The organism is Chlamydiota bacterium (assembly GCA_016178055.1).
Taxonomy (GTDB): Bacteria; Auribacterota; JACPWU01; order JACPWU01; family JACPWU01; genus JACOUC01.
In genome coordinates, this window is record JACOUC010000036.1 from 1 (window position 1) to 20,202 (window position 20,202).

At 44.3% G+C, this 20,202-nt stretch carries 7 protein-coding genes; 2 read left to right on the forward strand and 5 right to left on the reverse strand.

Translation table 11 applies throughout. The annotated features are described in order from the left end of the window. Positions 1-65: 65 nt before the first annotated feature. Positions 66-1,229 carry an aminofutalosine synthase MqnE gene (gene mqnE, locus HYS07_05560; protein ID MBI1870646.1) on the reverse strand — a complete coding sequence of 388 codons (1,164 nt, stop codon included), beginning with the start codon at positions 1,227-1,229 and terminating at the stop codon, positions 66-68. Beyond that, positions 1,229-2,674: a menaquinone biosynthesis decarboxylase gene (locus tag HYS07_05565; protein ID MBI1870647.1), complete on the reverse strand. Its 1,446-nt coding sequence runs from the start codon at positions 2,672-2,674 to the stop codon at positions 1,229-1,231. The genes mqnE and HYS07_05565 overlap by 1 nt, the downstream gene beginning before the upstream one ends. Positions 2,675-2,827: 153 nt before the next feature. Here HYS07_05565 and HYS07_05570 point away from each other — a divergent pair, with 153 nt between their 5' ends. Both HYS07_05570 and HYS07_05575 read left to right on the forward strand, forming a co-directional pair. Continuing rightward, positions 2,828-3,091 (forward strand): AbrB/MazE/SpoVT family DNA-binding domain-containing protein, encoded by a 264-nt coding sequence (locus HYS07_05570; protein ID MBI1870648.1) that lies wholly within the window; start codon positions 2,828-2,830, stop codon positions 3,089-3,091. Next, positions 3,088-3,351, forward strand: a complete 264-nt coding sequence (locus HYS07_05575) for a hypothetical protein (GenBank protein ID MBI1870649.1) — start codon at positions 3,088-3,090, stop codon at positions 3,349-3,351. Before HYS07_05570 ends, HYS07_05575 begins: the two co-directional genes overlap by 4 nt. Before the next feature lie 21 nt (positions 3,352-3,372). On the opposite strand, the gene HYS07_05580 is transcribed toward HYS07_05575, so the two are convergent. Genes HYS07_05580 through HYS07_05590 form a run of 3 tightly spaced genes read right to left on the reverse strand, consistent with a single transcriptional unit; the run spans position 3,373 to position 19,895 of the window. After that, complete coding sequence (locus tag HYS07_05580; protein MBI1870650.1) at positions 3,373-3,621, reverse strand: DUF2442 domain-containing protein; 249 nt, start codon at positions 3,619-3,621, stop codon at positions 3,373-3,375. A gap of 4 nt (positions 3,622-3,625) precedes the next feature. After that, the gene (locus HYS07_05585; GenBank protein ID MBI1870651.1) at positions 3,626-3,886 is read right to left on the reverse strand and encodes a DUF4160 domain-containing protein; all 261 of its coding nucleotides are present in this window, start codon (positions 3,884-3,886) and stop codon (positions 3,626-3,628) included. 52 nt (positions 3,887-3,938) lie between these two features. Then, complete coding sequence (locus HYS07_05590; GenBank protein MBI1870652.1) at positions 3,939-19,895, reverse strand: AAA family ATPase; 15,957 nt, start codon at positions 19,893-19,895, stop codon at positions 3,939-3,941. Positions 19,896-20,202: the final 307 nt, after the last annotated feature.

Sequence of the window (20,202 nt, forward strand, 5' to 3'; positions counted from 1 at the left end):
CCTTCCCTCTGGCTTCACTCGGTTCGTTGCCTCTCCAAGTGCAGAGTTCAGTTCTGAGTCGGTGGTTAGCCTTTACTCAGGCTCCTTATTTCGGCTTGCTTTTGTTGGCTTGCTTGGCGCACTGAACTTTCAACTTTAAACCTTAAACTTTCGTGATACATCGCATCTCTCTCAACCGGCTCACGTCCCGCATCAGAAATGAGTTTAATGAGCGTCTCTCGGGTGAGCGCATTTTGAGTTTTTGCTCCGGCATCATGATAAATTTTTTCCTCGATTACGGAGCCGTCAATATCATCGGCTCCATAAGAAAGAGCCACTTGAGAGAGAGCGGGGGTGAGCATAACCCAATAAGCCTTGATATGATTAAAATTATCCAGAAGAAGACGAGAAATGGCCAATGTTTTTAAATCATCCATTCCCATCGTCCAACCGATCTTTCCCATCCGATTATTTTCAGGATGATAGGCCAAAGGAATAAAACATCGGAAGCCTCCTGTCTCATCTTGAGCACTCCTCAACGCTAAAAGATGTTCAACACGCGACTCTAATTTTTCCAGATGTCCATAGAGCATGGTCGCATTGGTTGGGATCCCTAACCGATGAGCAGTCTTTGCGACCTGGAGCCAGCGAGCCCCTGTCGCCTTCTCTCCACAAATTTTTTTGCGCAATTTTTCATCGAAAATTTCAGCTCCTCCCCCTGGAAGAGAATCCAAACCCGCTTCTTTGAATTCTGCCAAAACTTCATGAGCTGATTTTTTATAAATTTGAGAGAAAAAATCAATTTCAACACAAGTAAAAGCTTTAATATGAAGCGTCGGATATGCCTTTTTAATGGCCGATAAAAGATCCAAATAATAAGAATAAGATAACTCCGGATGAAGCCCACCGACCATGTGAAGTTCTGTTAAACCCTGATCCCAAACATTCTCAATTTTTTTTAGAATTTGATCAATGCTAAGTGTGTATCCTTCAGAATGGCCCAGGTCACGTCGAAAGGAACAAAAGAGGCAATCGACGGCACAGATATTGGTATAATCAATATGGAGATTAATAACAAAATAAGCCTTATTTCCATTTTTCTTCTCACGCACAAGATTGGCAAGAGCCCCAATTCCGTTCAAATCTCGAGAACGAAAAAGAGTCAAACCCTCTTCAAACGAAAGACGCTTGCCATGCTCAACTTTTTCGGCAATCAAAGACAATTCAGATTTTTCTAATAAAAGATTCATCATAATCCAAACTTGTTCCACATTTGAGTGACCCGCTCTTTTACTTGAGCATCCATCACAATTTCATCAGGCCAATCACGAGTAAAACCTTCTTCCTTCCATTTACGCGTGGCATCAATCCCCACCTTACTTCCCAGACAGGGTAAGCGACTCGCATGATCCAGAACATCAACCGGTCCAGTTGTAAAAAGAAAATCCCGTTCAGGATCAATATGGTTCAAAGCCTTCCAAGCAACTTCTCTGAGATTGTGAACATCCACATCTTTATCCACCACTACAACCACTTTTGCAAAGCACAATTGAGCTAAACCCCAAATCGCACTCATCACTTTCCGAGCCTGACCCGGATAGCGTTTATCAATCGAAACGATTAAAAGATTATGGAAAATACCCTCTGCGGGCATATTCATATCAATGAGTTCAGGAAGCTGTTTCTTCAAAAGGGGAAGAAAAATACGCTCCGTCGCCTTCCCCATAAAAAAATCCTCCTGAAGAGGAGGACCCACAATGATTGTAGGATAAATAGGATTTTTTCTCATCGTGATCGCGGTCACGTGAAATACAGGATAAAGATCAGCCAAGGAATAATAGCCGGTGTGATCTCCAAAAGGGCCTTCCGTTTTTGATTCTGTTGGGTTCACATACCCTTCTAAAATAATTTGAGAATTGGCTGGAACTTCTGAATCGATTGTTTTACAAGAAACCATTTCCACGGGACGATTGCGAATAAAACCGGCCAACATCATTTCATCGACTCCTTCAGGAAGAGGTGCAGATGCCGAATAAATGACCGCAGGATCAGGCCCTAAAGAAACCGCAACCTCTAGACGTTTTCCTAAAGACTTCGCCTTATGAAAATGGGCTGCTCCCCCCTTATGAATTTGCCAATGCATCCCGATCGATCGTTCATCAAAAATTTGGAGCCGGTATATTCCATAATTTTTTGTTCCCGTCTCAGGATCTTTTGTAATCACGACCGGTAACGTAATATAGCGTCCACCATCTTTGGGCCAACATTGTAACGCGGGTAAATCAAAAAGTGAAAACCCTTCTTTTTTTACAATTTCCTGACATGGGGCCTGTTTTATCAACTTTGGTTTTAACGCCCTTAACGTTTGGAGCATGGGCAACATCTGAACAGATTCTAGAAAACCTGAAGGAATTTTAGGTTCTAAAAATGAGGAAATGCGCTCCGCTAGCTCCTCTAGATTCTGAGCCCCTAAAGAAAGGGACATCCGCTTCGCACTTCCAAAAGTATTAATCAAAAGAGGAATGCTAGACCCTTTGACTTTTTCAAAGAGAAGCGCAGGCCCACCCTGCTTGGTCACACGATCCGTGATCTCTGTAATCTCAAGAACAGGATCCACCTCGTAGGAAATACGCTTCAGCTCTCCTATTTTTTCAAGAGCCTGAACAAAATCATTAAGACTGTCGTAGGTATACATATTTTATGGAGGAAACGATACCAAAAGGCTCATAAAAAAGGAAGGATTACCTCTTAGATATTTCAAGGTTCATAAGAGGTTCATAAAAAAATTGACGTAATACTGAATTACTGATATTCTTACTTTCATCAGTCTAGAAAGGCGAGATACTAAATGATCCTACAACTTAATAATCGCTCAACCATTACGATCCCTTTGGTAACACGAAGAGAATTGGGTATTGGGCCAGGTGATCCCTTGGAGGTATGGATCGAGAATGGTCGTTTGGTTCTTGTACCGGTATCCCCTGTTCCAAGGATGGCCAAATTGACTCCCAAAGGCGAACGGAAGGAACGCGTTGCCCAAAGAGAGATGCGGAAGGGTAAAATTCGTAAATATGCATCATCGCGGGATCTTTTGAAAGATTTGTTACCTTGACCATTGCTAGAACAGATATTTTTAAAAAAGACTTTTTGGCTTTGCCTCCTGAAGTCCAGAAGGCTACAGCCAAGCAGATTGCTCAACTCTTAATTGATCACTTCCACCCTTCTTTGAATTTAGAAGGGATCAAAGGACATCAGGGTTTGTTTTCTGCCCGAGTTAATCAAAGATACCGGATTTCCTTGAGCTTTCAAGGAAGTGATACCCTCTTATTAAGACGCGTTTTTGATCATGATGATCTCTATTGGAGGCCGTAGCTTGCATCTACTCAAACGGCACTAGGAGCTCAATACCAACATGCGATCTCGCAAGAATTCTGGAGCTAAGTCAGCTCCATTTTCCCAGACCAGAGTTTCTAGTTCCGGGTCTACTCGAAAAGATTTAAATCTTTTAATATTTTTTAATGGTTCAAACATCTCTCCATAGAGCTCGTCTTTTAAATCTACAATCCCTTCAGACCCATCATTGAGTCGCAACCAAATCATATATTTTTTTTTATATCTAGCTTTCACAATGTGTAAAATCATGCTTTTACTCCAAGGGTGGAATACAACGAAGAGGGCTCCTTTTTCTTGCCCGATCCCAATCATCCACCAACTCACTCACATGAATTTTTCTCCACGCATTCACCAATCCCAAAGCCCGCTTGGACAAAGATCCTTTAATAATTTTCCCGCTTTCGATCTCAATCACAGCCTCCTCACCACCATACTTGGCATGAAAATGAGGCGGAGCATGATCATTCCAATAAATCGCAATGAGAATTCCAAAAAACCTACTGATGATTGGCATGCGTTGATTTTACCATAAGAAGAGACAGACTTTTCAAAAAAAATTGAACTCTTCACATGCTTCGTTCCGTCATCTCCGTCGCTTCACGAAATTTTTCCATTTGATCATGCCAACGGCTTACATTTGCGAAGGGCGTAACCTGATGCTCGTCCACATCCACAAGCAATCCTTCCAACTCATCAGGTTTAAAACCATGCTGAAGCAATGCTCGGGTAATCGCTTCGGCATCCCCATAACAAATGGCAGCCATCACGGACACCATCTCCTGACCGTACATGAATTTGTCAAAGAGCCCTTGAATGGGTTCATATAAGTTCCTATTTTCGCGATGCCCCAGCAGCCACTTTTCTGCCTCCTTCCCGCGAAAAAGTTCCCTCACTTTTGTATCGATTGCAGATCTCGCATCTTGTTCATTCAAATCTGTCAGGAAAAGAACTCTATCTTGAGGAATTTGATGTTCCCTGCAAAGGGTATCAAACTCTTCTCGAGATCTTTTTCGTTCCACAAAAACCATTTTACGATTTCCTGTTTCGGATTCTTTAATAAATTCTGTCGGACTCAAACCTCCCAAACTTTGAACCGGTAAATCCATATCGGGGAATAGACAAACAGGTTTTTGATCTGCAGATGGTTTTAGAGCCGCTAAAAATTTTTTCTGAAAATGACGCAGCTTGGTTTTTAATCCAATCAGATAAGCGAGGGCCAAAGATAAATCTCTAGGCCGTGACATCTGAACGTGTGTGACACCCAGCGTCTGGGAATTCAGCTGAGCGGTCATTTCTCCTATTTCCATTTCGAATGACGCACCATTCATATCCTGTCTGATAGACCAAGTCACATCCCCACTAAAGTCGAGCGTAATCGAGCTTTGCTGAAATTCTCCTCTTTCTACCTTTCCTTCAAGCTCTTGCTCAATATTTTGAACTGTTTGACCCAACCCCTCCTCATCCAAAAGCCTCCTTGCCTCTAGCTCGAGAGAAAGTCTTTCAGTTTTTGCCTGATGAGCCTCTGCCTCTCTAATAAGATCCGGATGTTTGACTTGGATCATGAGTTCGACCAGTACAGCATCTAAAGTCTTAAGATCATTCTCTGAAAGCGATGTCTCTTTAGCAAATGAATGTGTCGCATCTCCCAAAGTCCAAAGAATGTCATAAACGGTATGGCTCTCCATCCATTCCCTTAAGGAAAGTCCCGCCGTTATGTTCTCCTGGGCCCAGGATTCAAAATTTTGAATTAAATTTTGTTTATGGAATTGAACAACGCCCTCTAAAATTCTAGACTTCAAAGGTTCATCTTCGGGCACCAAATGAAGATAAGCTGAAAAAATTTCTACTAAACCCTTTCGTTCATTGATGGCCCTAACAGCCGCCCGAACACTGGCCCAGGGGAAGGCGTCTCTTCCTTGATAATGACAAACCAAAAGGTCCGCTCGATACAACCATTTGTTTATCTCTGTAAAAAAGGCATTTGTCTCGTCAGGGTATAACGACCGAATCCCTGAAGTGTTATAGCCCGGGAAAGACAAGCCCGTTATAAGAAATTCTACAGAGGAGTAAACTTCATACTCTGGTTGAAACGGGATGGCCTCTTGATAAAGGCAGTATTGATTCTCACCAACACGTTGAATCACCAAATAAAGATCTTCATTCTGATTTTCAAAATAAATTTCCCCCCTCGGTAAATTTAAAAAGCAAACGCCTTGATGGGAAAGACGCTTTAACAATCTCTCCACCACCTCCTGTTGAGTCTGGGTCAATAAATAAAAAGGCTGAATGGCATTTCCAGATTCATCAACCCAATCGACCCCCTTCGCCAAAAACCTGCGTTCTACCCCTTCATCAGGTTTCTTTAAATGGTGTAAAGTCATGCTAAGCGAAATAAAATCAAAAGATTCTGCAGAACGATTCTGCATAAACGATTCACTCATTACATCATTTTGAGGAATTCTGGCGTCAAGATATGTCACCCCTTCTACATCCGTTTGTCCTCTCTCCCTAAAATCCGCACTGTTAAAAGCACTCTCTCTGATCTCTCCACTCTCTAGCGAATAACTGGGGAAAAAGGCATCTGTTCCTTCATAGCTAAAATGGGTCCCGGGCAAAGCCTCTTCAAAAGTTTTTCTCAAAAGATTGAGCGTGGGAGCCCCATAAGCCTTCGGGGCAGATCCAATGTCCAGCCAACGATAATGGTCTTTATGAGGTATCGACAAATGAAGTGAAGGAAGGTGAGTGGGAATCCATTCCGCTTCAACACCAAAGGGATTTGCATAAAGATGATACATGTCCAGTAAATATCGAAACTGAGGATTGATTTGGATAAACCGGACAATCGGCTCTCTTGAAAAAATATCTCTTCCTTCAAACATATTCACCACTGCAAGTGCAAGAGGCATGAAACGATGTTCTCCACTGGCATGCCAGGTCATGAATTTTAGAAAACGCACTATATTTTCTAAGACCTCTTTTCGCCGAGTCTCTGGCAAAGCAGCAACGATTGATAAAATCTTTCCTGCCTCTCGATGTCGTTCATCGTCATTAGCAAAATCCAACCCGAAAATAGCTGCAATTCCTTCTAAAATATTTTTCTCTTCAATCGTTTGGTGATTAATCTCCGTATAAATTCGTTTAATCTCAGTTAAGATATTCGTCCGACGCATAACACCTAAAAACAACTTCAAATGTCTCTCCAAATTCGCCTCTCGGGAAAACCTCTTGCCAGCCACTTGTCTCGCCCTTTGTCCCATCGTAACTCTTAAATTTGGATGACGGATTAATTCCTCAATTTTCCCTCTAAACGCTTCAACATTTCCAGACTCAACAATACAGCCTGTTTCTCCATCCACAACTGTTTCAGGCAATCCTCCCGATCGAGAAACAATAACGGGTTTTCCCATACTTTGAGCCTCTAAAGACACGAGACCAAATGTTTCCTCATTTTTTAATGGTTCATCTCGTCTGCTTGGCATGGCAACGATATCGGAAAGAAAATACCAATCTCTCATTTCTTCCGCACTCAAAGGGCCTAAAAGAACAATTAAAACACCCTCTTCACGCAAATGTTGAATTTTCTCATACAAAGACTCTCTGAACTGTCTATTGTAGTCGTCATCTCCGTCTCTCAGCATATCCTCCGTGAAACCCGCAATGACAACAGCCGCATTCCTCTTTAAATCATTTGATAAGCCCAATATGGCATCGAGCACGACGTCATATCCTTTCCGTTCCACTGGACGGCCCGACATCAAAATAACTGTCTTACCGGACAAAGAATGATTTACTCTCAAGTCATCTGTTTTGGTAGTAGTCACATAACGAGGATCGTAAAAACTTAAATCAGCAACAGGATAAAGGCACTCCACTTCAACACCAAAGTCCTTCTGAAATCTTTTTTGAACAGACTCACTAACCGTCAGAGCTAAATCAGCTTTCTTAAGAATATTTACCGTATTCGGAGAGAAAAATCTTGAATCACCAACCAAATCTTCTGGGACTCGATCTAACAAACGCCAGGGCCCTGAGTGAAATTCTTGGATCACAGGTATTTTATTTTGTTTTCCGAACGCATTAAAAGCATTCCCTGCATAGTGAAAAGAAGATTCACTCACAATGAGATCTACTTTACCCTCTTCTTGTAAAATTTTCCTTAACAAGCCATTGACTTCATCTGCAAGATCTTGCCCTGGCTCATTATTCTGACGAGTCATATGAATTTGAACAACGCCTTCCAATTCCGATGAAACGACGACTTTACCCCCATCCCGTTTCAATAATGGAGACACCCTTTGACCACCACCCAGAACAATCACATGGATTTTGAGTCCTTTAATCTCTTGAGCCAATAATAAAAGCAGATGATCCATATAGGTCGATACCCCATTCATCTCCAAATACCCAGGGGCATAAAAAACAAGCACTTTTCCCGAAAATGCCTCTTTGAGTTGAGATAAGTTCTCTGTTGTTGAAGCTTCCCCCTGTGTAACAGTAATCGAACCCTCTGGACTTGTTTGGGAACCTTGGTCATCGTTCGCATCATCCCCTAACACCCCCTTCTGATAAAGGGCCCCTGTGACCGTTACCCAATGATTAGAGACAATGTGGGCAATCAGGCCCATGGCCAAAACCGGCCAGAGGCGAAGTATATTTGAAAAAAGGTTTGATACAACACTCGTCGGTTGAATATCCGGAAGAAGACCAGCAAGGGCAATGTCAGGTTGAATTAACGAAGTTAATATCAGCAACCCCATGCCCACTACTAAAAAAATCGCTGCTCTTTGACTCTTTCCCTTGACTTGCCTAAGCATCTGTCCTACGATTCCTGCCATGGAAGAAAATAAATCTGAAAATGATTCCGTAATGAAATCAAGCCACGTGGCTGTCATTCTTGAAGACCTTCGAGGCCAATTTAAGGTTTTTGGAGAAGGGTTATCCGGACTTCGTGAAAAGACAGAGGAAGGCTTCGCAAGAATCGATAAAAAGTTCGACCGTATCGAAAATGAGCTTGCTAATTTTCGCGTTCGTGTGCGCGGAGTTGAAGACGGCAATGCACGTATAGAGACCAAAGTCGATAAGATCGAAACCCGACTAGAGAAGGTTGAGACCAAGGTTGATAAGATCGAAATCAGGCTAGGGAAGATCGAAACCCGACTAGAGAAGGGTGAAATCAAGGTAGAAAAGATTTCAGAAAGTAACGTCCGAATTGAGGCCGATCTTAGGATCATCAAAAATCTTGTCAAAGTGAAGGTTGATTTGGAAGAATATAAAATTCTGGAAGATCGTGTTGCCCTTCTTGAATCAAAATTTGCTGCTCTAGCGAGATAACGCGCTCCATACAAATTCCACACCAAATAAAAAGTTATCCCAACCACCAAAATCATCTCCCACGATGAGAGCCCTGTACGGAAAAATCCAAGAAGTGAGACCAGAGAAATCAAGGTTGGAATGAAAATTCTTCTGAAGCTAGATGAAAAACCGCTCGAAGCTCGAGGCTCAAAGCTCGAGGTAAATACTTCTTCGGTTCTTTGCTTTTCCCTCGAGCTTCGAGCCTCCAGCTCATTTTTAGCTTCTAGCCGCCTTTCATGCCCCCACACAAACACCACTCTCAAGACGGCGTAGAGCACAGGACTTCCTAAAGATAAGGCCCAAATAAAAATTTCTTCGATAAAAGGAACAACAAAATCTTCTTTAAAATCTCGACTCAAAGACTTTCGTCCAAGAACATTTACCCAAAACCAGTCGAGAGGTCGAGTAACCTGAGACGCCAGCCAATAGGAAGGAAGAAGAACGCCTTTGCCAGAAGAGAAAGAACCTAAAGCAGGATCAACATAGCGACTTATAAATGCTTTTAACTCTTGCACTTTAAACAGAGGTTTTTCAGAAAGTTTTCGGGCTTGAATCTCATTAATATAGTGATTGAGCCAAACTTTTGCTAATTCTAGTCCCTCCTTATTGCCATGTTTTTTCATCATCTCTAGCAAAAATCCTTGCATGACCCCTGTTCGAAGAATGGCATCATGCCCCTGGCCAAGACTTTCATGTCGATAGCCCTTCTCACCTTCCCTCAACGAGCCAAGCCAGTGTAAATTAAAATAGTAATCAAGAAAGTGAGATGGATCGATCCCTCTTTTAGTTCCCCGCCATGTGATGAGAGAGAATTTCATTTCCCGACCCGAAATAACAGAAGCTCTCCCTTGTGCCGCTGTCAAATCTCGAACATCCACTCCCACATCTCCTGCATTAATTCTAAAGCCATCAATCAGGGTTTGAGCCTCAGGATTATAGTAACGAACCAAAAACCGTCCCATGGCCGCAAGGGTATTGATCATATCTCCAGGCTCAACAAAAGCGCCCCACTTTCCAGGCAAACTTGTATTAACGAGTAAATATCCAGGAGGGATTCGATTTGCCCAAGCATGATGAGGCGAAATATACTGAATCTCATCCCGACCATTGATGAATCGACTCGTGTAGGCGCTCACTTTTCCTTCCTGAGTCTCGACCTCTCCATCACGCAAAACCTCGACCAATTCTGCATCCCCGCGATGGCTTAAAAGGGCTTGATACTCACTCGATGTAACACGTGATTTTTCTTGTGCGTCTCTGGCCATGACCATCACCAAAGGAATCACTTCCTTCGTTTGTTTTAAAGTTGTCAAAATAAAATAAATATTCTGATAAACCCCCTCTTGAAGGCGAATGACTTGAACAGGAAATTCAATATCATCTAAAGAAAGTTTACGCCCTCCCAATTCATCCTGAAGAGAATCGAGCAAAATATTTCCCTCTCCCGTTTCAAGATTCTTCATCAACAGAGCCTCAACCGCATTTCTTGATTGTGCCAATGTCAAATCATTGCGATCCCGAGGCACATCCCACTGATCTCCCTGCCGCCACTGACCCGCTCGATAGAGGTCATAATGGCAAATCCTACCCCCTTGAGCCATCGAGGCATTGTCCGGCATTTTCTCCATCGCTTGAGATAATCTTTGATAGATCTCAAGCGTCTGAGAGAAAGTGGAGGGCATTTTGGTTTTGAGTATATTCAGCTTTGATTGATAACGCTCAAGCAAAGTCCGATCCTGCAAAATCACAAAATTGACTGCTGTTAGAAATAAGAGTTGGTCTACTTGACTCTGAATCGCCCCTTCAATAAGTTTTCCAAGTGTCCCGATCTCCTCGGAAAGCAAGGCCTGTCTCACTTCTTCTGTGATACGCTGATGCACATTTTCTCGTCGAACCACAAGAGGTTGAAGAGTAGAGGCTGCAGGCAAAGCAGTTTCACCAGACAAAATATGCGCCTCAATAAACCTCCTCAACGCCTTGCCCAGGGGATTTTTGCCTTCGCGATTGAAAATTTTATCTGTGAGCTGGATAATCTGAGGATGCGTAAGACGGGTTCTTTCCAAGGCCTCATGAAGGGTCGCTTCATCCACCAGATCCGAAATGCCAGTGCTCTTTTCCTCCGCCTCAAGAAACTGCATCAGATTGACCGCCAAAGCGCTTTCAGAGCCCAAGAAATATTTTTCTCTGCTCAAGACCCGAGCCTCAAACCATTTGAAAGCCTCTCGAGGATTTTGAAGAGCCGCCAAGACCTTTACTATTTCATCGTTTTCAATTCCTTGCTGAACCAATGTGCTCCAAATCTCACTTCCAAGGCGCCCAGCCAAAGCCCTCGAGCGTTCTTCCACAAGCGTTACAACAGGCTCATGGGAACTTCTCACCTTGTCACTTTGCTCTTCAATTTCTCTTCGCCACTGGGCTTCTTCGTCAGGCGTAACCTCTGGGCCAATGATGTTGCCTGAAGATGGCTCTTCTTCACTTAAGGCGAGTGACGGAGATTGGGAAGTTTGAAGTTGCCACACAATTTTAGAAGATCCATCACCATTCGTCGTTAACACCTGACTCCCATCTTCAGAAAACTTAGCAGAGCGCACCCAATTTTTTCCTCCATAAAAAGTCTCAAGGAGCTCTCTTGTTTCAACATTCCATACTTGACCACTCCAATATCGAGTTCGCTCTAGGTAATAGTTATATTGATCACCCCCCCAGCTTGTTTCAGTTCTATCAAAACGCATTGTTAATACTGTACGTCCATCAGGGGAAACAAGAATATGAACAAGTTTTTTGCCCATGTATTCCCTATAACGCTTGATAATGCGTTCCTTTGCTTCTTCGGTTAATAGAGAATCAGGAGATCGAGGAGTCGTGGTACCTAAAGGAGCGTCTGACGCTGTCGAAGTTACACTTCCTTTTTTCCCCCTCTTTCGAGAAGGACTTGACGGAGGTGTGACTGTTGCTCCAGCAGAGTCAGCTGTTATCGTTGTCGTGGTCGAATCAGCCCCTGAGCCCGTTTCATCTCGCACAGGTTCAGGGACTATGACTACTTTTGGAGCTTCCGTACATTCCATCCTCAACCAATATGTCACTTCATTCTCCCCTTCTGTAAAGCCCAACTGACACCCTGGAATAGATGCCATTTGTGCCTTGAGTTCGAGTAGTTTATTCCTGACATTGGATTCTCCTGATTCTCTGAGACGAAGGGCCTCCTGTCTTGCAGCTTCAATGTCTGGATATTCACCGGTGAGATGTGTTTTTAAGAATTTCTCTTCGTTGGCAGACATTCTTCCTTCTCTGACAATCTGAATATTAAAGTGGCCTTCTTTTAATTCACTTCCCAGTTCAATGAATCGGCCTGGGTTGTGGGTTTTGGCGATGCGGACAAATTCATTGAGCCAGTCTTTTGCGATGGGTCTTTGTTCTTCTGGTAGAGGGAGAGCTTGTGTGAATGGGGTGATGGCTGCATCTTTTAGTTGGGGGTCGTTGTGGTTTGAACGCTGCCTTTGTTGAGGGGGTGCAGGTAAAGGGGTTCTGGCCCAGAAGCAGCCATATTGTCCATTCATCTGATCGGTTTTGGGAGCGGTTCTTTCAGAGTCGATGAGATTTGAAAGCACGGCTGGCTCCACCCCATCATTCTGAGAATCCACTGTTTGGCCGACGAGTCCCATGATCTTCTGAAAGATGGGAGCGACAGCTTGAGAAGCTGATAATCGATTGTCTGAAGGGGGCGCAGGGTCGAAGGTGAATTGAAAGCCTCTTTCTGGGTTGATGTCTATGTGGAAGGTTCCGCCATTGAGAATGTGGCCTTGAGCCATTTCTTCGAGGATTCTGTTGCTTAAGGGGTCTCTGATCTCCTGTTCGATGAGTCGTCGTAAGGGCCGTGCCCCATTGATGATGTCATAGCCTCTTTGAGCGAGGGTTTCATAGACGTTATCCGCGACTTCGACTTTGAATTTGTTTTCTGTGAAGTCACTGAGTTCCCGTTTTAAGAGGATGCGAGCAATTTGTCTTATGTTTTCAGGGGTGATGACGTTGCAGGCGATGATGTGGTCGATGCGGTTGATGATTTCAGGTTTGTATTTGGCTCTGATGCTGGTTTCTACGGTTTGGGCAATGAGGTCGTTCATTTGGGTAATAATAGCTTGTGTTGCCTCTTCTGTTTCTGCGGTTTTAAGTTCTTCAGCCAGGGTTCGTAATGGACCTTGTATTTTCTCCATGCCAATGTTGGAGGTCATGATGATGAGGGTGTTTTTGAAGTCGACGGTGTTCCCTTGGCCGTCGGTGAGTTTTCCTTCGTCGAAGACTTGCATGAGGGTGGTAAGGACGTCCGAATGGGCTTTTTCGATTTCATCAAAGAGGAGAACGGAATAAGGACGTTTGCGGACGGCTTCGGTGAGTTGGCCGCCTTCTTGGAATCCCACATAACCCGGTGGGGAGCCGATGAGTCTGGATTTTTGATGGGATTCTTGGTATTCACTCATATTGAAGACCGTTAAGGCCTGGTCGCTGTCAAAGAGGAATTGAGCTAAGGCTTTAGCCAGTTCTGTTTTGCCTACGCCTGTGGGGCCGGCCATGAAGAAGACGCCCATGGGACGTTTGCGCTCACCGGGGATAGCCCGGGCACGACGAATGGCTTGAGCGACGGCTTTGATGGCGTCTTCTTGGCCTACGACTCTTTTATGGAGTTCTCCTTCGATGTTCAAATATTTGGCTGCGTCGTCTTGGTCTAAGGCACCGACGGCCATGCCGGTCATGTCGGCTAAATATTCCTGGACGTCGGCTTGGGTGATGCGGATGTCTTTTCTTAAATTGGATAATCGGCTCAAAATAGTATGGTAAGCCTCGAGTATGCCGATCATTTGGTTATGGACTTCGATGACGGTGGGGTCGGTGTCTGGAACTCCTTCTTTTTTAAGGTCGATGTATTCGTTAATGACGCTGTGGAGACGGTTGAGGAAGTCTTCTTTAGTCATTTCTAGACTGTTCCTTCGGGCGTTGACTCGGCCCATGGTTCCTTCTAAGACGTCAATGGCTTTGCGGGGTTGGGATTTTTCAGAGAGATAGCGTTGGGCGCATTTGACAGCGGCTTTAATGGTAGCACGATCTATTTTGAGTGAGAATTTTCCTTCTAAGTAGGTTTTGGCGCCCGTAAGAATGGTTTCTGTTTCCTGGACACTGGGTTCAGGGACAGAAACTTTGGTAAACCTGTCTTCGAAGGGTTTGTCTTGTTCGATGTAGGCTTTGTATTCAGGGTCTGTCGTGGCCCCAATCACAGTGACTCGCCCTTTTTCCAGGATGGGCTTTAAGAGGTCTGCGATTCGGGTGTCAATGCTGTTGCTGGGCCCTTTCAATAGGAAATGGATTTCATCGATGAAGAGAATGACGTTGTTGTTGGTTTTTTCAAGGAGTGGGATCAGTGTTTTGAGGTTGTCTGACATCTCTGAGAGGGTGCTTCCTAAAGCACCCGCTTTAAGGGCAATGATTCTCCTACCCTTTAAAGGGCCATCGAGGTTGTTTCGGGCAAGTTTCAAAGAGACGAGTTCGACGAGGGCTGTTTTACCGACTCCTCTGGGGCCGACAAGAACTAAGCTGTTTTTGATTCTTACTGGAGTGGCCAGACGAGCCATGATGCGGCCGATTTCTTCAGAGCGCCCCACCAATGGGCGAGCGCTGTCAGCTTCAAGAGCGAGGTCATAGGTATAGTCTTTTAATACCTGCCACTCTTTTTTCTTTTGACCATTGCCTAAATCGACATCTGCGTTCAGTCCTATTCTCTTCAAGTAATCATCCAGGGGCTCCATCGGAGACTCACCTACAGAGAGTCGAAGGAATGGGACACCGAGGAGATATCCTAAAAGACCTGCAACTACGGTAAACAATAAGGAAGCAATCGAAGATCTCCCATTGATCATCGAAGCCCCCCATGGTACTATTTTGATAAAGGAGGCTTTAAAATGTCCGCGAAACTGCAAGAGCTGACGGAATTGATGGGAGAATTGGAGCCTAAAAGTCTTTCTCGACGAAGTAGAAATGTTGCCAAAGCGCTCTTGGGTAGCTGCCGCGGCCTCATCACGCCTCGAGGTAAGTCCTCTACCCGGTGGATCCGACAAGAACGTTCCTCCCTCCACAGCAAGGTGAGATAGTTCTGTGCCCTCATTACCAACACTCATTCTCGATACAGATGTCATTGTCAACTGGCTATCGGAAGAGCTTGAAACAGGAACAGGTCGAGAGTTATGGAAAGCCCCATTTGACATTATCTCTAAAGCAGAAGAAGGTCGCTCTAGTGTACTCATTTGTCTTACAACTCTGTTAGAGCTTAGATTTCTCTTGAGGAGAAAGAAACGGCTGAGTGACGCTTCGATTCGGTCTATTATTAATCGAATGTTCCAAATTATTTCGGTCAATGTTCCTGACAAAACTGAATTGCTCAGGGCCAACCATCTCCAGAGCCTCCATCCTTTGGACCCGTTTGACGCAATACTGCTCGCTTGCGCCATGTCGTCTGAAGAAGCTATTCTTGTTTCTCGTGACAAGCCACTCCTTCGCATTGCATCTGAATTCCTTGAAGCACTTAACCCTGAAGATGCCCTCGCCAAAATTTCAAAGTCTTGAATAGCATCAATGCTAAGACGAAAAACCGGAGAGCCAAAAATCCATCCTAAGAGGCCTGTCCCTATGGCTAATAACACAGAACCAATTTTGAGGATGTGTTGAGCATGTGTATGCTCTCCTTTTCCATCGCCATGAGAATGGGTGTGAGCGGGTTTCATCACTATGCTTGAGGTAGGGCCTCCTTCATTTGAGGATTGAAGAAGTTCGAGGATTTTAAATTCATCGAGCCAATTCCCAATGGCTTCTACGACGCTTACTCCGTCAGGGAGCCTACACTCTTCTATAAGTTTTCTTACAGTGGCTTCATCATCGGCCCCCATTTTTCCCATTTCACGCAGTTTTTCAATCAGCCTGGGCGTTAAGGCCTCACGAAAGCGCTCTTGAGTATAAGCACCGCTATTGATCATTTCATCCAGGGCCTCAGGGACGGCATGGGAAGCAGCATGTTCTGCGTCTTCTGAGTCTAAGTTGCTTTTGATGTCGGGATTCTTTTCGGCATCTTGAGCAAGTTGCCGCCCGATCCGGCCTAAGATCTGAGTCAATTTCTTCGCCGCTTCGTCTAGTTTTTTCTGAATAAATTCTTCCTTCATGAGAATATTGGCTTGAATCTCTTTAAAAGGCTTACCGTAATGCTGTTCCAGCTCTTTTTGAAAAAGTTTAATAAAAAGGTCCCGCGTCTTAGGATCAGCCGTTTTTAATCGATCCGCCAGAAATTCACGTAAGGGTCTTTCCTCACACCAGCCCAGGGCACCAAAACCAAAGAATGCAGATATGGGAGACGTCATTGCGAGGAGCGAGAGCTCCGAAGCAATCCCAGCTTTGCGCAAAACAGAGATGGCTTCGTCGGCTTCACCTCCCTGCAATGACGGCCAAACATAGCTTCCATCCAAAGACGGAAGAGGCAAAAGATTCACCAACCCTAAAGCCAAATTAATTTTGACTCCCCAAATAAGCGGGCCCATTAAAAATCCAAAAGGCCCAACGGCATTAGCGGCAAGGGCCCCTACCGCAAAGACCACGGCCAAAATTAAATTACTCACCGGCCCCGCAAGCGCTACTTTCTTCATCGAAGATTCTGAGAGCCGCCAAGAAGAAATAGGAACGGGCTTTAACCACCCGATCGGAATCCCGATCAAAAGCGTAGACGCTAAAAAAGAAATCGTCCCCCAAAAATCTAAATGCCTCCAAAACCTGAGCAACGTCAATCGCCCCGCCTCCTCAGCCGTCCGATCCCCCAACCTCGCCGCCAGCCATCCATGGGCATATTCATGAAGAATCGCGGAGAAGAGAATAATTGCTATCAATGGAACAGCACTTCCTAAAAGGCCAGGGTTGGCCACAAATACAGCGGCAAAAGGAATGCACAAAAAGACATAAATATTCTTGACTTGCCCCGGACTTGATTCTATGATTTTTCTCATGAATGAGAAAAAGACTCCAAAACCTATTCCTACTCCAGAAGAAGCCCAGCGATACAACTCCGTTATTATTGAGGAGATGAGAAGCCAATTTAAGGTTTTTGGCGAAGGATTAACCGGTTTTAGAAAAGAAACGAATGCACGATTTGACAGACTCGAAGAAGTCGTTATGGATACGCGTGAACGTGTCTCTAGGGTAGAGAATAGACTCACCAAAGTTGAAGAGAGCAACGCTCGCATTGAATCTGACATTCGCCTCATCAAAAACCAAATCAAAGTCAAGGTGGATTTAGAAGAATTTAAAGTACTTGAAAATCGGCTTGTGATCGTTGAAAAAAGACTGGCTGCCCTTCCCATCTCCGCTTGATTAGCGCTATTTGAAACTCTTCTGGAACCCCCTATACTGCGTATCAAGCCATCCACATCCCCCACATATCCTCCTAATTCCAAGGCTCTTCTAAGGTAAATTTCTATTGAATGAGCCGTTTGTGCGTGACTCAGGAAAAATCGCATCTGATCTTGCGTGAGCGTAGTCACGCGTTCAAGCCAAAGAAGAGGGTTTTTCTGCAATTCATCGGAAACTTCCGAACGATTTTCCTTTCCCGCTTTCCTCTCTATTTCTCGAATAACCCCTTCTAAATCTCTCGCCACCTCCTCCCAATTTTCTAAATTAAGTTCTCGGGCCAAAACCTCTTGATCCCTTTGCCATTGATCAAATTGGAGAGCCGTAAGCCCCGCAGCAAAAGCAGCCTCTTCTCCCAACGAGCGTATTTCCTCAAGAAAATGAAGCCTCGCGATTTTCTGAAGGGTCGGAAGTGAGGCTTCTTTTAAAGCATCAGGAGCGCCCGAAATAAATCCAAATTGCTCTTTCATCTTCCTAAAATAGGCGCTGCGATCGTCATGACCCGTCATACGAGGGGCAATGACCCAATAACCGATCTTGGCCTCTTTCAATTTCTTCGTGATCCCCTCCGTATGAAACCCACCCACCACAAGCGCTGCACAGGGAAGTTTCTTTTCCTGAATTAATTTAAGAGATTTTTCGAACATGATTTTGTCTCGTTTTAGAACTTGAGTGTAGAATTTTTGGGAGAGGTTAAAGATTTCTCCAAAATCAGGAGATTCATAGTCTATTGCTTCCTTTTTAGCTAATTCGCCAAGTTGAATTAGAAAATCTCCGATAAAGTCGTTCGGGCCTGCTTGGCTCGAGGCTCGAGGATAATACTTTGCTCGAGGCTCGAAGCTCGAGGCTCGAAGTAAATGCTTCTCCAGTTTTTGCTTTTGCCTCGAGCCTCGAGCTTCGAGCCGTTTTATGTCTTCCCTACTTCCTTCCATCGCAATCACACGCCTGAGTAGGTCATAGTCTTTTTCTAACGCCAGCAGCTCTTTCGCCTGAGGCGTTGTCGCCAAATTTTCAACGAGTTCTCCTTCGAGGTTTTTAATTTCTTCATCCAACTTCTCCCAAGAGATTTGTTTTAGGAGAGACATTTGTTGAATAAGGAGTTGAAGATTGGGATATGGAGCTGATTTCTCGACAGGCTCGAAACGTTTATTAATTCTGTTATTGGAGTGCTTCTCGACTGCGCCTCTCGCTCCACTATCGTTTCTCGACGCGTTTCGACTAATGTCGAAACTTGCTTGAAAACTAAATTTATTGTTCGAGCGTAGTCGAGAACCTTCCTTCGCGTCCTCTACCTCCTCCTGGCCCCTCCTTGTGGTTTGCGCCGTGTTAGGCTCCAACCACTTCCTCGTCCACCCGCTACGGCGGGTACCCGGACTTGGTCGCAAGGAAGGGAGATTATTTCCCTCTAGCTTCGAGCCTCGAGCCTCGAGCATTCCTAAGTACTTGCTTAGGAACAAATAATGCTCTTCATCACTGGTTCTGCCCAGCCGATGCTCTAAGATATTTCTCAAAACTTCATTGAGTTCTTCTTTTGGAAGCTTCTTCTCTAGTTCAGATAAAAATAAGAGGTATTCAGACTCAATTTTTGATGCGTCCGTTTTCTTTTCGAGTGCTTGGAGTCGAAGGTAGAAATCAAGCTGGGGGTAGTTTTGGCTCGAAGCTCGAGGCTCAAGGCTCGAGGAGGAAAGAGGAAGAGATTTATTTTCTACATTTTCAGTTTTTCCTTTTGTCTTTGCTTTTGCCTCGAGCTTCGAGCCTCGAGCCTTCAGCCCGTTTTCCGCTTCTAGCTGCTTTACATATTCCCCCATCTCTATCTTATGCTCCCTATACTTCTCCCTTTCTTCAATGAGCTCTATCAATTCCTTTGGATAAATTTTTTCGGACAAACCCCTAAATATATCATCTAAACCCTGCCAGACATGCTCTTGTAAATTCCTCTCCTTCAAAAGCTCCCCCATCGCCCTTAAATTCTCGACATAATCAGACAGTTCTTCCACCCCCACTCCCTTAACCTTTTTTGGCCCTTCCTTAACGAGAAAAGTCTCCACCCCATCGAGTTCATTTTTATCCAAGAATTTTTTGAGAAGAGAAGCTAAAACCCTCTGATCTGGGAAAGACCAGAAAAAGGACATGTCCATTTCACCATCAGCAGCCTCACAAAATATATGAAATGGTTTAAAATTCTCAGATACGGCTCTAACTTTGAGATTGTTTTGGCTCGAAGCTCGCCCGCCTCGCCTGACTCGTTCGTCAGACGAGTCGCCGCCTTTGGCGAGCCTCGCCCTTTGGCGGGAGGTGGGAGGCTCAAGGCTCGAGGTAAATACTTCTGCTTTCTTTGCTTTTGCCTCGAGCTTCCAGCTTCGAGCCTCGAGCCCGTTTTTTTCTTCGAGCTTCGAGCCTCGAGCCTCTAGCTGCTTTTGTAAAATTTTCAACATCCTCTGAATATTCTCTTGCGCCTGAGAATTACAATGAATATCTTCAATAATGAAGAGATGAGGTGCTCCGGGGACATAGAATTGATCGGTCACTTCCCCTATTTCATGGGGAATACGCATCTCCTCCAAAACTGAACTTAAATCGAGGGATTTGCGATCCACAGGATTAAACTCATTTACAGAAGTGACTGCTTTCAAATGAGTTGCGAATTGAGTATTCTGGCCAACAGAATAAGAAATGTCATAAAAGAGGAAGGAAAAACAAACGCACAAACTAATCAATGAACGCATAAACCTGACAAGCATGACAACCCCTCTCGATCTTGAAAAAATCAATAATGACTGCAAGCTTACATAAGTAAAGACACTTTGGGGACTAGAAATGTAAAAATAAAAATTTAGAAATTTCCATCTCACAATTGATAAAGGAAGGTTTCTTATAGAATAACCAGCTATTCCTTCAAGCCCTTACATAATGATTTCCTCTACTTTATGGAACTGTTGCAAAATGTAAGCTTTACCGTTCGAGCGCAGTCGAGAACAAATGTTTTGAGCTCGAACTTCTCGATTCGGCTCGAAATCTTCGACTTCTCGAGACTCGGCTCGAAGAATA